The sequence below is a fragment of the Wolbachia endosymbiont of Nasonia oneida genome (genome assembly GCF_009012935.1).
Taxonomy (GTDB): Bacteria; Pseudomonadota; Alphaproteobacteria; order Rickettsiales; family Anaplasmataceae; genus Wolbachia; species Wolbachia pipientis.
On record NZ_QESS01000003.1, the window covers coordinates 68,741 to 83,001 of the forward strand.

Below are 14,261 nucleotides of genomic sequence, written 5' to 3' on the forward strand. Positions count from 1 at the left end.
AGAAAGTTAAAATATAAGTATACCTACTGTCTAATTAACAAAGAAATTTTTATAAACTTGGCGGCGACCTACTCTCCCTTTTCAAGTACCATCAGCGCTAAAAAGTTTCACTTCCGAGTTCGAGATGAGATCGGGTGGTTCATTTTTGCTATAGCCACCAAGTCAATAAAAATTTCTAACTTAACAATTTTAACTTAATATTTAACACTGCATACACACATATAGAAAGCAAATAAATCAATCAGGCTATTAGTACTAGTTAGCTTCACATGTTACCATGCTTCCACACCTAGCCTATCAACGTGGTAGTCTTCCACGGCCTTAATTGGGAAATCTTTTTGAAGAGGGTTTCTTGCTTATATGCTTTCAGCAATTATCCCATCTATACATAGCCACCCAGCGATGCTATTGGCATAACAGCTGGTACACCAGAGGTATATCCATCTCGGTCCTCTCGTACTAGAGTCAGACCTTCTCAAATTTCCTTCACCCACGGCAGATAGAAACCGAACTGTCTCACGACGTTCTAAACCCAACTCACGTATCACTTTAATCGGCGAACAGCCGAACCCTTGGGACCTTCTTCAGCCCCAGGATGTGATGAGTCGACATCGAGGTGCCAAACGGTGTCGTCGCTATGAACGCTCAAACACCATCAGCCTGTTATCCCCGGCGTACCTTTTATCCGTTGAGCGATGACCCTTCCATACAGAATCACCGGATCACTATGACCGACTTTCGTCTCTGCTTGGCTTGTCAGCCTCGCAGTCAGGCAAGCTTATGCCATTATACTATCAAGCTGATTTCCGACCAGCTCTAGCTTACCTTCGCACGCCTCCGTTACTTTTTAGGAGGCGACCGCCCCAGTCAAACTACCCACCATACAATGTCCTAGTTCCAGATAATGAAACATAGTTAGATATCAAAAGTGTAAAGGGTGGTATCTCAAGGTTGACTCCATTATAGCTAGCGCCATAACTTCAAAGTCTCCCACCTATCCTGCACATCACACTTTTAATAGCAATGTAAAGCTATAGTAAAGGTGCACGGGGTCTCTTCGTCTAACCGCGGGTACCCCGCATCTGCACGGGGAATTCAATTTCGCTGAAGTGATGTTGGAGACAGTGGAGAAATCGTTACGCCATTCGTGCGGGTCGGAACTTACCCGACAAGGAATTTCGCTACCTTAGGACCGTCAGTGTTACGGCCGCCGTTTACTGGGGCTTCAATTCGGAGCTTGCACCCTTCCTATTAACCTTCCAGCACCGGGCAGGCGTCAGACCCTATACTTCCACTTACGTGTTTGCAGAGTCCTGTGTTTTTAGTAAACAGTCGCTACTCCCTATTTTGTGCCACCTACTCATAGTTGCCTAAAAGCAGGTTACCCTTCTTCCGAAGTTACAGGTATAATTTGCCGAGTTCCTTCAACATCATTCTTTCAACACCTTAGTATACTCTACTCATCCACCAGTGTCGGTTTGCGGTACGGCCTCATAAATATAAGTGCTATTTCCTGGAGCTTCTTTTAAGCATAGATCAATCCAATAAGATCTATACAAATACGAAACCCGTCACACTTAAGAGGTTTAGGAATATTAACCTAATTGCCATCGACTACTCCTTTACGGACTCGCCTTAGGAACCGACTAACCCTACGCAGATTAACTTAACGTAGGAACCCTTAGATTTTTGGTGAGAGTGTTTTTCACACTCTTTTACGCTACTTATGTCAGCATTCTCACTTCCGATATCTCCAGCAGTTTTCACAAACCACCTTCACAGACTTACGGAACGCTCCGCTACCGCGCCTATTGATCGAAATCAATAAGCACTCACATCTTCGGTATACAGCTTTAGCCCCGGTACATTTTCGGCGCAGAAAAACTTATTTAGACAAGTGAGCTGTTACGCTTTCTTTAAAGGATGGCTGCTTCCAAGCCAACCTCCTAGCTGTAATGGTTTTTCTACTTCCTTCCCCACTTAGCTGTAATTTTGGGACCTTAGATAGTGATCTGGGTTGTTTCCCTCTTCACCACGGACTTAGCACCCGTAGTGTGCCTGCTGTATAATTAATTGTTGGTATTCGGAGTTTAGTTAGATTTGGTAAGACGGTGAATCCCCCTAGTCTATCCAGTGCTCTACCCCCAACAACATACATACAACGCTCTACCTAAATAGATTTCGCGGAGAACCAGCTATTTCCAAGTTTGATTGGCCTTTCACCCCTAATCACAACTCATCCAATAATGTTGCAACATTAACTGGTTCGATCCTCCAGTGTGTTTTACCACACCTTCAATCTGGTCATGACTAGATCACTTGGTTTCGGGTCTAATCCATAAAACTAAAACGCCCTATTCAGACTTGCTTTCGCTACGCCTACACCTAACGGCTTAAGCTTGCTTCATAGATTAACTCGCTGACCCATTATGCAAAAGGTACGCTGTCACTCTAAATATCAATAAATTGATATAGAGCTCCAACTGTTTGTAAGCACTTGATTTTAGATTCTATTTCACTCCCCTCCCGGGGTTCTTTTCACCTTTCCCTCACGGTACTTGTTCACTATCGGTCGTTAAGGAGTATTTAGGCTTGGAGGATGGTCCCCCCATATTCAAACAGGATTTCACGTGCCCCGCTCTACTCAAGGATTTAAAAACTTTCTACTTATACAGGACTATCACCTTCTATGGTTACTATTTCCAGAGTATTCTAATTCTTATTCTTAAATCACTAGCCTTTTCCGCTTTCGCTCGTCACTACTAACAGAATCTCGGTTGATTTCTTTTCCTTTGGCTACTTAGATATTTCAGTTCACCAAGTTTGCTTTACATAGTTAGTACGTAATAACTAGCTAAACTAGTTGGGTTTCCCCATTCGGAAATCTGCGGATCAAAATTTGTTGACAATTCCCCACAGCTTATCGCAGCCTGCCACGTCCTTCATCGCCTCTTAACGCCAAGGCATCCATCAAGTGCTCTTAATAATTTATTTATCCGACTATATGCAGAATATGCAGAGTTAAATATTATTAAAATTGAATTGAGATTAAATTAATCTCTACCATAAAACTTGTCAAACATCTAAAAACTAAATTAATCTTTTATATGTTATAACCTAATAAATAATATGTCAACGCCTTTTTGCACAAAACATTTACTTATATTATCAACAACAATATACTAGCAATCCTAAACAGTATAATCTGAGAAATATGTGGTAAACTTATATATACAGTAAAAATTAATAAAAAAGATATTTTGTAAGATAAAATGTGTTAAAATCAATTGCCTAAAAATGATAATAAACATTCGGAGTATTTCTAACGTATGAAAAGTAATCTCTCTTTTATAAAAAACGTTGCTTTAAATTGTATGTCTAAGCTCATTGGCGTATTAAATATTAAGAAAGTAAAACACTTCATTGTGAATAAATATAATACTCTTCATAAAGAAATGACAGTGCTTCTTAAAAAATCTAAGAACCTGTTAAACACCAACATTGAAATCGGTTTATATCACTTTTATAAAGGTAGCATATCAGATGCAAAGTTACGATTTTGGTTAATTAGCATATTTTACCCCCATTTACCTATAGTCTGGTATAACATCGGAAGGTGTCATTTTGCGGTAGGGAATACTAACAAAGCTTATAATTATTTAACAAGGGCACTAAAATTAGATAATGACCACGAAGAGGCGTCTTACTATATAAAAAAAATGACAAACTCAGCGCCTATTACAGAATTGCCAAAAAACCTCATAAGACAATATTTTGATTACACAGGTGAATATTTTGTTGAGCATTGGTTGATTGCCAAACAATATAGAGGGCATGAACTTGTACACATGATAATTACAAAAATCTTCAACAACTCCACTTCTGAGCTCAATATACTCGACCTTGGTTGTGGAACTGGAATATGTGGTCATTTCTTGAAAATAAATAGTATTGGAAACCATATAACAGGAATTGACATTTCAAGTAGAATGCTAAATATCGCAAGAGGATGCTTTATAAAAGGTAAGCCTGTTTACAATGAATTAATACATATGGAAATGAAAGAGTTTCTTAAACAAGAGAAAAACCAGCAGTATGATGTAATTATCTTTGCTGAAGTGCTACATTATCTACATGACTTTCAAGAAGAATTGGAATTAGCAAAAAGATCTACGAGCAAAAAAGGGGTTATTGTATGTTTAATAAGAAGAAAGGAAGGTGAAGGTATTGACTTTGTAAATAAAGGAGACTATTTTCGTCACTCAGAAAGTTATGTTCAACATGTTGCAAAAGAAATAAATATGCAAATAAGTTATATGAGTTACTGTAAAATATATGGCAGTCAGGTTGACGGTATCTTGTTTGCATTACAGCATCAACAAGAAAATCCGAAAAACCTAACTTAAAAATCGCTCAAAATGACTTTTAAGTATCTATATATAATAAAAGAATAAAAGGAACTTTATGAATAACATTACCATTAATTACGCAAAGGACAGCAAATTAACCGACTTTGGAAAAGCAGTTCTATCAGACAGGTATTTAATAGAAAATGAAAGTTATCAAGACCTCTTTGCACGTATTGCTAATTACTATTCTGATAATAAAGAACATGCGCAGCGTCTTTATGACTACATGAGCAACTTGTGGTTCATGCCTTCAACACCAATACTCAGCAATGGTGGCACTAAGAGAGGGTTACCTATCTCTTGCTTTCTTAATGAAACCGAAGACAGCTTGCAGGGAATAGTTGATCTATGGAACGAAAATGTTTGGCTTGCTGCACGTGGAGGAGGCATAGGTAGTTATTGGGGAAATTTACGCTCAATAGGCGAAAGCGTAAAGGGTAGCGGCAAAACATCAGGAATTGTTCCATTTATTGTAGTGCAAAATGCTCTAACGCTTGCAATTAGTCAGGGATCCCTAAGGCGAGGAAGTTCAGCAGTCTACCTTCCTGTATCTCATCCGGAGATAGAAGAGTTTCTAGATTTACGCAAGCCAACAGGCGGTGACCCAAATCGCAAAGCGTTAAATATACATCATGCTGTAATAGTAACAGATAAATTTATGCAGGCTGTTGAGAATGATCAAGAATGGAATTTAATAAGCCCTCACAACAATAAGGTTATTTCAACTGTAAAAGCGCGGGATATATGGATCAAAATATTAACAGCAAGAGTTGAAACTGGAGAACCTTACATTATTTTCCTTGATGCAACAAATAACAATAAGCCAGAATCTTACAAAAAGCTCAACTTAGACATCAAGATGTCAAATCTATGCAGTGAAATAACTTTAACCACAGGTTATGATCACCTGAATAAGTCACGCACTGCTGTGTGTTGTCTATCATCTGTAAACCTTGAGTACTACGAAGAATGGAAAGACAATAAACTCTTCATAGAAGATATAATGCGCTTTCTTGATAATGTATTGGAAGATTTCATAAATAAAGCACCGAATGAAATGCAGCGAGCAAAATATTCTGCAGCCAGAGAACGCAGTATTGGTCTTGGTGTGATGGGCTTTCACTCATTTTTACAAAGCAAAATGGTTCCTTTTGAATCAGTAACAGCACAACAATGGAATAAAAAAATATTTAAGTATTTACGCGAGCAAGCAGATATAGTTTCTAAAAAATTAGCAGAAGAAAAGGGAGCATGTTCTGATGCCAAAGAAGTTGATCTAATGGAAAGGTTTACACACAAACTCGCTATTGCTCCTACTGCTTCGATCTCCATTATTGCAGGTAATACCTCTCCTGGAATAGAACCATATGCAGCAAACGTATTCATACAAAAGACACTTACAGGCTCATTTGTAGTGCGAAATAAATTCTTGCAAAAACTATTAGCAGAAAAAAATCAAGACAATGATAAAATATGGTCTTCAATTTCAACAAACGAGGGTTCCGTTCAGCATTTAGATTTTCTTAGTGAGCATGAAAAATTGACATTTAAAACAGCGTACGAGCTTGACCAAAGATGGATTATAGAACATGCAAGTGATAGAACTTCGTATATTTGTCAATCTCAATCAGTAAATCTGTTCTTACCTGCCAACGTACATAAACGTTACTTGCACAAAATACACATGCTTGCTTGGAAAAAAGGATTGAAGAGCTTATATTACTGCAGATCACAATCAATGCAGAGAGCCGATAAGGTCTCGCATGACATATTCAAAAAAAGTGAAATATTGCAACAAAAAACAGATATTGACTACGATGAATGTCTGTCATGCCAATAGCGGCCTTACTCAGAAAAAGTAGAGAGAAAGTTAAGCAAATGGGTAAATAGACTTCTTGCATAACCATATAACGCACTTTTATTGGGAATAGAAACGAAAAAACTTTCTTGACAAACTCCGCCAGCCCTCTTATCATAAAATTGAAGCTATTTATTTATCTTCTCTGTACAGATTAAATGACAAAAAAACTCACGTATCTGGCGTCTCATGTTTAATTTTTTGCACTATGTGCACCTTATGTCTTTATCAAACTTCTACCTACATAAGCTGAAACGCGCTTATAAAGCGTTTAAAACATAAAAAAACGCCAACTTAAAAAATGGATAGTGAATAACTAGCTACCCTAGGGTTTCTTTTGCCTTTTTTTCTGTTTGGTAAATTTCTTAAACATTTATAGCTAAGGTTAGTTGCATTTAAAAGCAGCTGAGTTGCGGTTATTAAGCGTTTAGAATAAAAAAACGCCATACTTGAAAGTATAATGTAAGTAATTAGCCAACTACGGGGCTTCTTTTGCCTTTTTTTTCATTTGGTAAATTTCTTAAATATTTATGGCTAAACGACAATCGTCATCCCGCTACTTGTTAGCGGGATCTATTGCCGAGATACCGCGAATGAATCGCGGTATGACGGTTCGCGGTGGTATGACGGTTCGTGGCAGCATGAAGATAATCCCGCTACTTGTTAGCGGCTGAGATACTGCGGCGGTATGACGTAGATTGCTGTCATTCCGCTACTAGTTAGCGCCGCAGCGGTATGGTGTAGGAAAATTAGCTATATAGCTAACTTGTACCACGCGTTAAAGCTTTTAAACAGGTCTTGGTTTACTTACTCCATTATTTTCTTTATTATCAGATATCATTTTAAATAATATGGAGGAGCAAATTGTCAGCAATTGCCATTATTGATTTTGGTTCACAGTTTACACAGCTTATCGCAAGACAAGTAAGAGGAATGGGTGTTTATTGTGAGATATTTCCAAGCAACATCAGTTTTGAAACAATATCAAAATTCAATGGGTTTATTCTCTCTGGAGGACCACAATCTGTAAATGATGATTGTTCTGAAACAAGTAGAGTAGTACATGAAATTATAAAACTTAATGAGGCAACAAACGTTCCTATACTTGGAATATGCTATGGACAGCAACTCATTTGTCATTATTTTGGAGCAAAAGTAAAAGAGAGTTTCAAACAGGAGTTTGGTAGAACTAAAATCAAGATACTAAAAGAATCCCCCATTGTAAAGGATACCTGGGATGTTAATTCTGAAGTGGATGTATTAATGAACCATGCGGACAGTGTTGATACTATACCACAGGGATTTACTGTTATCGCATCAGGTGTGATAAATCAAACAATTGCAATGATTGTCAACGAACAGCGGAAGATTTACTGTACTCAGTTCCATCCTGAGGTTAAGCCCACAACAAATGGCAGTAAATTGCTCTCTAACTTCTTGGATATTGCAAATTGCAAAAGAGACTGGACAATGAAGTCGTTTATTGAGGAGCAAAAGGAAAAAATCAAAAATGTAGTAGGAGAGAAAAAAGTAATCGCTGCAGTAAGTGGTGGGGTTGATTCAAGCGTTGCAGCGGCTCTCACACATAAAGCTATAGGAAAACAATTGAACTGTATTTTTATCGATACTGGGTTGTTACGCAAGAACCAAACCATCGCTATGTTGAAAGAGATTCCGATAAATTACGTTGATAAATCAAATTTATTTTTGAGTAGGTTGAAGGGAATAACTGATCCAGAAGAAAAGCGAAAAATTATCGGTAACACTTTTATTGAAGTGTTTGAAGAAGAAGCAAAAAAAATAGGTGATGTGGATTTTTTGATGCAAGGTACCATCTACTCTGATGTAGTTGAGTCAGGGCATGCCTCAGACAACACTAGTACAATTAAGTCTCACCATAATGTTGGTGGGTTGCCAGAAAAGATGAATCTGAAGTTAGTGGAGCCTTTACGTTACCTCTTTAAAGATGAGGTAAGGCTACTTGGAAAAGAAATTGGGCTTTCAGACGAGATAATATTTCAACATCCATTTCCTGGACCCGGACTTGCAGTGAGGATTATAAGTGAAGTCGATAAAGAAAAGGTGCAAATATTGCAAGAAGTAGATGAAATATATATTAATACGATGAAAAATTACGATCTATATGATAAGATATGGCAAGCTTTTGCTGTATTATTACCAATAAAAACTGTAGGCGTTATGGGAGATGGTCGTACGTATGGATATGTTTGTGCTTTAAGGGCTGTAACATCATCTGATGGTATGACAGCCGATGCATTTCCATTTGAAGATAAGGATCAACACTTGCTAGTATTTTGGGATTTTTTACGCAATGTCGGCAGTATAATTGTTAATAATGTTCCCGGAGTAAATAGAGTTGTTTATGATATCACTTCTAAACCACCCGCAACTATTGAGTGGGAGTAAATCAAAAAGATCCCGCTGCTTGTTAGCTGGATCTAGAGATACCGCGAATGAATCGCGGTATGACGGTTCGCGGCAACATGACGATAACCTCGTCATCCCGCTACGTGTTAGCGGGATCTAGAGATACCGCGAATGAATCGCGGTATGACAGTTCGCGGCAACATGACGATAACCTCGTCATCCCGCTGCTTGTTAGCGGCTGAGATACCGCGAATGAATCGCGGTATGACGGTTAATTTTCTTTATTTTGCTTATAACTTCCACAAGCAGTGCAAACATAAATGAAGAATACAAATATTCTTTTGGTAATTCTACATGAAATCCATGAAGTATGAGGTACACACCGACAAGTAAAACAAATAAAATGGCGATTATTTTTAACCCTGGGTTAGATTTGATTAACTGGGCGGTATAACTTGATAAAAACAGCATTGCTAGCATGGAAAATGTAAATGCTGTAGCAATTATTACCATGTTATAAGTTAGTGCTATAGCAGTTAATATCGAATCAACCGAAAAAACTAAATCTATTAATATAATTTGTAGCACAACTAAAAAAAATTTTGATTTAACGTTTGCTTTCTTTTTATTTTTCTTACATACAAAGATGTCATCCCGTAACTCCATAGAGCTCTTAACAATAAGGAATAATCCCCCTGCGATCATAAGTAAATCCCTTGCTGATGCAGTGTGAAATATAGGTTTTTGCATTGATAATATAGATGATGTAAAAAATAGTATTACAAAACGCATTAATAGTGCTAATCCAAGGCCCATAAGGCGCACTCTTTCTCTCAGCGCATTTGGTACCTTATCTATTGCTAGAGAAATAAAGATTAAATTGTCTACACTAAGTATAGTTTCAAGTAGTGTAAGTGTCAGTAAAGTCCAAGCATCAGTTAGCATTTTTGTTTCAAATTCGGTTCTTCTTACTCTACAATAGATGTGTAAAAATTAAGTGACTTCACTCAGAAGTTTTATAGCAGTTCTCCAGAAAAACAGGATATATAAAGTTCAGCAGCTTCTTCTATTTTCGTTTTTGAGCAAAATCAATAATAAGAGAGTTTCTTATTTTCATGCACGCAAATAAGATAAAGCCTTATTTTCATTTTTGACTTTATTTGAAAATAATATATACTATAAAAATAGTGTGCTCGGTTGAATGAATGTATATTAAAGGATCACCATCAGGCAAAGTATTCGCTGGTTATCAGGCATTTATACCAAGCCCCTTGCCACCAAAATTTGAATGGGACAATGATTTAGTTAATAGTCTTTAAACCCTTACTTTACTATAAGGAAAGTGGTTGAAAACTTAGGTGTCGTATTTACAACAGCCCAAAGAGCAATCGTAAAGCTTGAAGATTTAGGCATCGTTTCACAAACTTCTCAAGGAAAGAGAGATCGGGTTTATTGTGCAACTGATATTTTGAATATTCTAGAAGAACCAACTAAGATTACAGAGAACTTCGATAGCACATTGTAGCTATTGTGATGAATAAATTCAGCAAACAGCAAGCTTAAAGAGTCTGATCCAATGGACATGCTGAACAAAAAGTAAGGAGCTCCTTTTGGAGGATTATATTAACTTATTAATTAATTGCTTGACTTTTAGCAGGATTTATTATATTATTTATTAATGAGCAATGCAATCAAACCAAGGAGGATAGCATGATAAATAATTTGGATTCAATAATTCTTGGAATAAAAGATGGTGAAAAGGCGATTGAAGATTTAAGGGTTGTTCTTAAAAAAAGAAAAGAAGAAGTTATTACTACACAGACATTTAATTACGCTTTACAATGCCCACAAACTACAAAGGAAGCGATAGTACACGAAATTCTGCTTCATTTTATACAAAATCCTGGCGAGCAATCAATAGAACAAGTAATACAATACTTAGATGGAGCAATACAATCTAGGATATATGCAAAAAACAACCCAATAAGAAATCTAGATGAAGAATTTCGTACTCATATAAACTTTAAAGATGAAGAGGGAAATACATTACTACATCATGCAGTTATAGGTAATAAAACTGAAGAAATAACCACCCTTCTTGTTACATATAGTGCAAATCCTTTGATACAAAACGCGGATAATAAAATTCCTTCAGATTTAGCTCAAGGAAAAACAAAAGAAGTGCTTATTAAAAGTATGAAAAAACAAGCTAATACGAAAAAAGAAAGCGCTATGGTAGGCAGTTTGGTGCCTGGCGTAATAATTGGTGGTTTTCTTGGTGTTGTACTTGGAGCTGGTGTGTGTGTTGCAGTAAGTCTTTCTGGTGGTATGATACTAGGTGTAATGATAGCATCTTCTCTTGTTGCTAGTATAGCTATTGGACTGGCCATGTATTTTTTGAGTCAAGACTATGAACAGGCTAAAGCGATAGAAAAAACTATTAGCACTGTTAGCTCTGAAATATCTGTTGATGATACAACTGCCGCTAATAAAAATAATAAAGAAGGGCCACAACTTACATATAGCTGACCCAAGCAACACGTCATACCGCGATTCATTCGCGGTATAGATTCCGCTAACTAGTAGCGGAATGACGAATATGTCGTTTTTCAAATTGTCGTAAGTCACTTTAGCTATAATACACACAAGGAGGGTGTCATCCCAGCGCCCCTATGATGTCATCCCAGTGCTTGACACTGGGATCCAGAAAAGTTTGCTTGTAAACTAGCATGGAAAGTAGCTGATCTTACACTAAATGAATGTTTTTGATGAGGTTGCATAGAAGCTGGATTCCAGCGTCACGTGCTGGAATGACAACTGCGTTTTTTGTTTTTTTGTCATCAAATACTCCTACTCTTTATGTCATCCAAGTGTCCTGACTACTTGGATCCAAGAAATTTAATTGTTTTAAATTTTTCCCTCTATACACCTATTTAAAATTTATGTTATCCACATGTGCAATATAATCTATAATAACGTTTATCAATACAATATATTAAAAAATATTATGAGCTTCGTAAAAGAAAAAAACACCCCTGTGATGGAGCAGTATTTGAACCTGAAAGCTCAATACAAAGATCATCTGCTATTTTATAGGCTAGGAGATTTTTATGAATTGTTTTTCGATGATGCTATTAAAGCTGCGAAATTGCTGAATATAGTGCTAACCAAGAGGGGCAATTCAAATGGGCAAGAAATACCAATGTGTGGAGTGCCAGCACACAGTAGTGAGTCTTACCTGCACAAGCTAATAGATTTAGGATTCAAAGTAGCAATCTGTGATCAATTAGAAACTGCTGATGAAGCAAAAAAGAGGGGCTATAAATCCATAGTAAAACGTGATGTAGTGCGAGTTGTAACTCCAGGTACAATTATAGAAGATTCGCTATTAGAGGATAAAAGCAATAATTATCTTGCGTCCATAGTTGAACAAAATGACGAATATGCTATTAGTTGGCTTGAATTATCAACGGGAAAATTTTTTCACACTTTAACGAGTTTGAAAGCTCTAGATAGTGATTTATTGCGTATATCACCAAGAGAATTATTAATTTCTGAAAAATTCACTGAGGATGAAAAAATTAGATCGATTTTAAAAAATTATAAAATATCAATTACGCAACACGCACAGAGTTTTTTTGAGTATAGTAAATCTCACAGAACGTTATGCGAGTTTTATAAAATCAGGGAACTTGGGAGTATAGGAAATTTCAGCAAAGTAGAAATCATGGCGTGTGGTGCACTGCTTGAATATGTCAGAGTAACGCAAAGGGGCTCCATTCCAAGGCTTGAATTCCCAAAAACCTATAAGCAACAAAATTTCATGCTTATTGATGCTTCAGCAAGGAGAAATCTTGAGTTGTTTTCAACTCAATTTGGTGAAAAGAAAGGTTCACTAATTTCAGTTATTGATCATACAGTTACAGCTTCTGGTGGACGCCTGCTCAAACAAATGCTCGCTTCACCCCTTGCTTGCTCCAAGGCAATCAATTTGAGGCTCAGCACCGCTCAATTTTTTGTAAATAATCATGATTCACGCAGAAAAATACGAGAGATATTATCTAACATTCCGGATATTGAAAGGTCTTTATCGCGCTTAATACTAGGGCGTGGTTCACCAAAGGATATGAACCTATTGAAAATAGGCCTAGGAAAGACTTTAGAGTTGTCTGAGTTCTTATGTAAAATTGAATCAGGTGAAAATGGATCTCTCCCACAACAATATGTCATCCAAACTGAGATCCAGCCAGCGTCACGCGCTGGAATAACAGTAAAATCAGACGAGAGTGAACTAAGCACAATACATAAAAGCCTTGGCAATCATAAAGACCTATTTGAACTGTTAAATAGTGCTATACTCGATAATAACCTCAGTTCCGTGAAAGAAGGAGGGTTTATTCACTCAAAATACAACTCAGAATTATCTGAGTTATCCTACATATTAAATAATAGTAATAAACTAATAACCAAACTCCGTGAATCTTATCGCGACCTAACTGGCATTGCCGCACTCAAAATATTACACAACAACATACTTGGTTATTACGTTGAAGTGTCGGCAAATCACAAAATAACTTCGGATATATTTATTCATAGGCAAAGCTTAGCAAATAGCATGCGCTACACTACTAATGAATTGAAAGAACTAGAAAATAAAATTCTTACGGCACGTGATGCTGCAATCGGCTTAGAAATGAAAATTTTTAGTGAACTGTGTAGTGAAGTTGCTAAAGAGTCTGAAAAAATTGCTCTTGCTGCAAATGCTTTGGCAAAACTTGACATTAGAACCGCGTTTGCAGAGCTTGCAGTGCAAAATAATTACGTAAAACCCATTATTGATGACAGCAAAGAGTTCAATATCTGTAGCGGAAGACATCCAGTGGTTGAAGTTAACGATAAATTCATTGCAAATAGCATCAATTTAGCTGGTATACATCTAATTACTGGTCCTAATATGGCTGGAAAAAGCACTTTCTTGAGGCAAAACGCTCTCATTGCAATTTTAGCTCACATGGGGTCATTTGTGCCAGCAGAGAGTGCACATATTGGAGTGATTGACAAGATATTCAGCAGGGTTGGCGCAACGGATAATATAACAGCTGGTTATTCTACCTTCATGGTAGAGATGATCGAAACAGCAACGATAGTAAATCAGGCAACGGACCGTTCCTTGGTGATACTTGATGAAATTGGTAGGGGCACAGGGGTGTATGATGGATTATCTATTGCACAGGCGGTGATTGAACATATTCACAATGTAAATAAGTGCCGCGCCATTTTTGCAACTCATTATCATGAATTAACTAAAGTAAGCAAATACTTGAAGAACGTGAAATGTTTTTGTGTAAAAATAAGAGAGTGGAACGGAGAGGTTATCTTTCTACATGAAGTAATTGAAGGCATTGCAGATGAGTCATATGGAATACATGTAGCAAAACTTGCTGGTTTTCCTGATTCTGTTTTAAATAGAGCAAGTGAAGTGTTTGAGGAGCTGAAGGCTTGAATCATTATTATAAGTGAAGAATTACCTATACAATCGTGGTAGTAGCTATAGAAACGAAAAACTTACTTGACACCCTTCGCCAGCGCCCTTATCATGATAGTGA

The 14,261-nt window shown here is 37.0% G+C and carries 7 protein-coding genes and 2 rRNA genes; 6 read left to right on the forward strand and 3 right to left on the reverse strand.

The window, feature by feature from the left end:
- Positions 1 to 55 precede the first annotated feature (55 nt).
- A 5S ribosomal RNA gene (gene rrf / locus DEF52_RS02260) occupies positions 56 to 162 on the reverse strand.
- A 66-nt stretch (positions 163 to 228) separates the two neighbouring features.
- Positions 229 to 2,994 (reverse strand): 23S ribosomal RNA (locus DEF52_RS02265).
- A gap of 335 nt (positions 2,995 to 3,329) precedes the next feature.
- Between DEF52_RS02265 and DEF52_RS02270 the strand changes: the two genes are divergently transcribed.
- The 3 genes from DEF52_RS02270 (at position 3,330) to guaA (ending at position 8,694) form a co-directional block, all read left to right on the forward strand.
- On the forward strand, positions 3,330 to 4,406 hold the full coding sequence (locus tag DEF52_RS02270; protein ID WP_012673083.1) for a methyltransferase domain-containing protein: 1,077 nt from the start codon (positions 3,330 to 3,332) through the stop codon (positions 4,404 to 4,406).
- Positions 4,407 to 4,464: 58 nt separating this feature from the next.
- Entirely contained in the window at positions 4,465 to 6,249 is a 1,785-nt protein-coding gene (locus DEF52_RS02275) for a ribonucleoside-diphosphate reductase subunit alpha (protein ID WP_006280151.1), read from the forward strand.
- 882 nt (positions 6,250 to 7,131) lie between these two features.
- On the forward strand, positions 7,132 to 8,694 hold the full coding sequence (gene guaA / locus DEF52_RS02280) for a glutamine-hydrolyzing GMP synthase (protein WP_151807741.1): 1,563 nt from the start codon (positions 7,132 to 7,134) through the stop codon (positions 8,692 to 8,694).
- Between the two features lie 192 nt (positions 8,695 to 8,886).
- Here the strand turns inward: guaA and DEF52_RS02285 are convergent, their stop codons facing one another.
- Positions 8,887 to 9,600, reverse strand: coding sequence for a TerC family protein (locus DEF52_RS02285; protein ID WP_151807742.1), 714 nt, complete (start codon positions 9,598 to 9,600; stop codon positions 8,887 to 8,889).
- A 397-nt stretch (positions 9,601 to 9,997) separates the two neighbouring features.
- Between DEF52_RS02285 and DEF52_RS02290 the strand changes: the two genes are divergently transcribed.
- The 3 genes from DEF52_RS02290 to mutS all read left to right on the forward strand — a co-directional run bounded on the left by DEF52_RS02290 (position 9,998) and on the right by mutS (position 14,158).
- Positions 9,998 to 10,180, forward strand: coding sequence for a hypothetical protein (locus DEF52_RS02290; RefSeq protein ID WP_006279522.1), 183 nt, complete (start codon positions 9,998 to 10,000; stop codon positions 10,178 to 10,180).
- A gap of 185 nt (positions 10,181 to 10,365) precedes the next feature.
- On the forward strand, positions 10,366 to 11,184 hold the full coding sequence (locus tag DEF52_RS02295; RefSeq protein WP_151807743.1) for an ankyrin repeat domain-containing protein: 819 nt from the start codon (positions 10,366 to 10,368) through the stop codon (positions 11,182 to 11,184).
- A gap of 478 nt (positions 11,185 to 11,662) precedes the next feature.
- Complete coding sequence (mutS, locus tag DEF52_RS02300) at positions 11,663 to 14,158, forward strand: DNA mismatch repair protein MutS (protein ID WP_151807783.1); 2,496 nt, start codon at positions 11,663 to 11,665, stop codon at positions 14,156 to 14,158.
- Positions 14,159 to 14,261 lie beyond the last annotated feature (103 nt).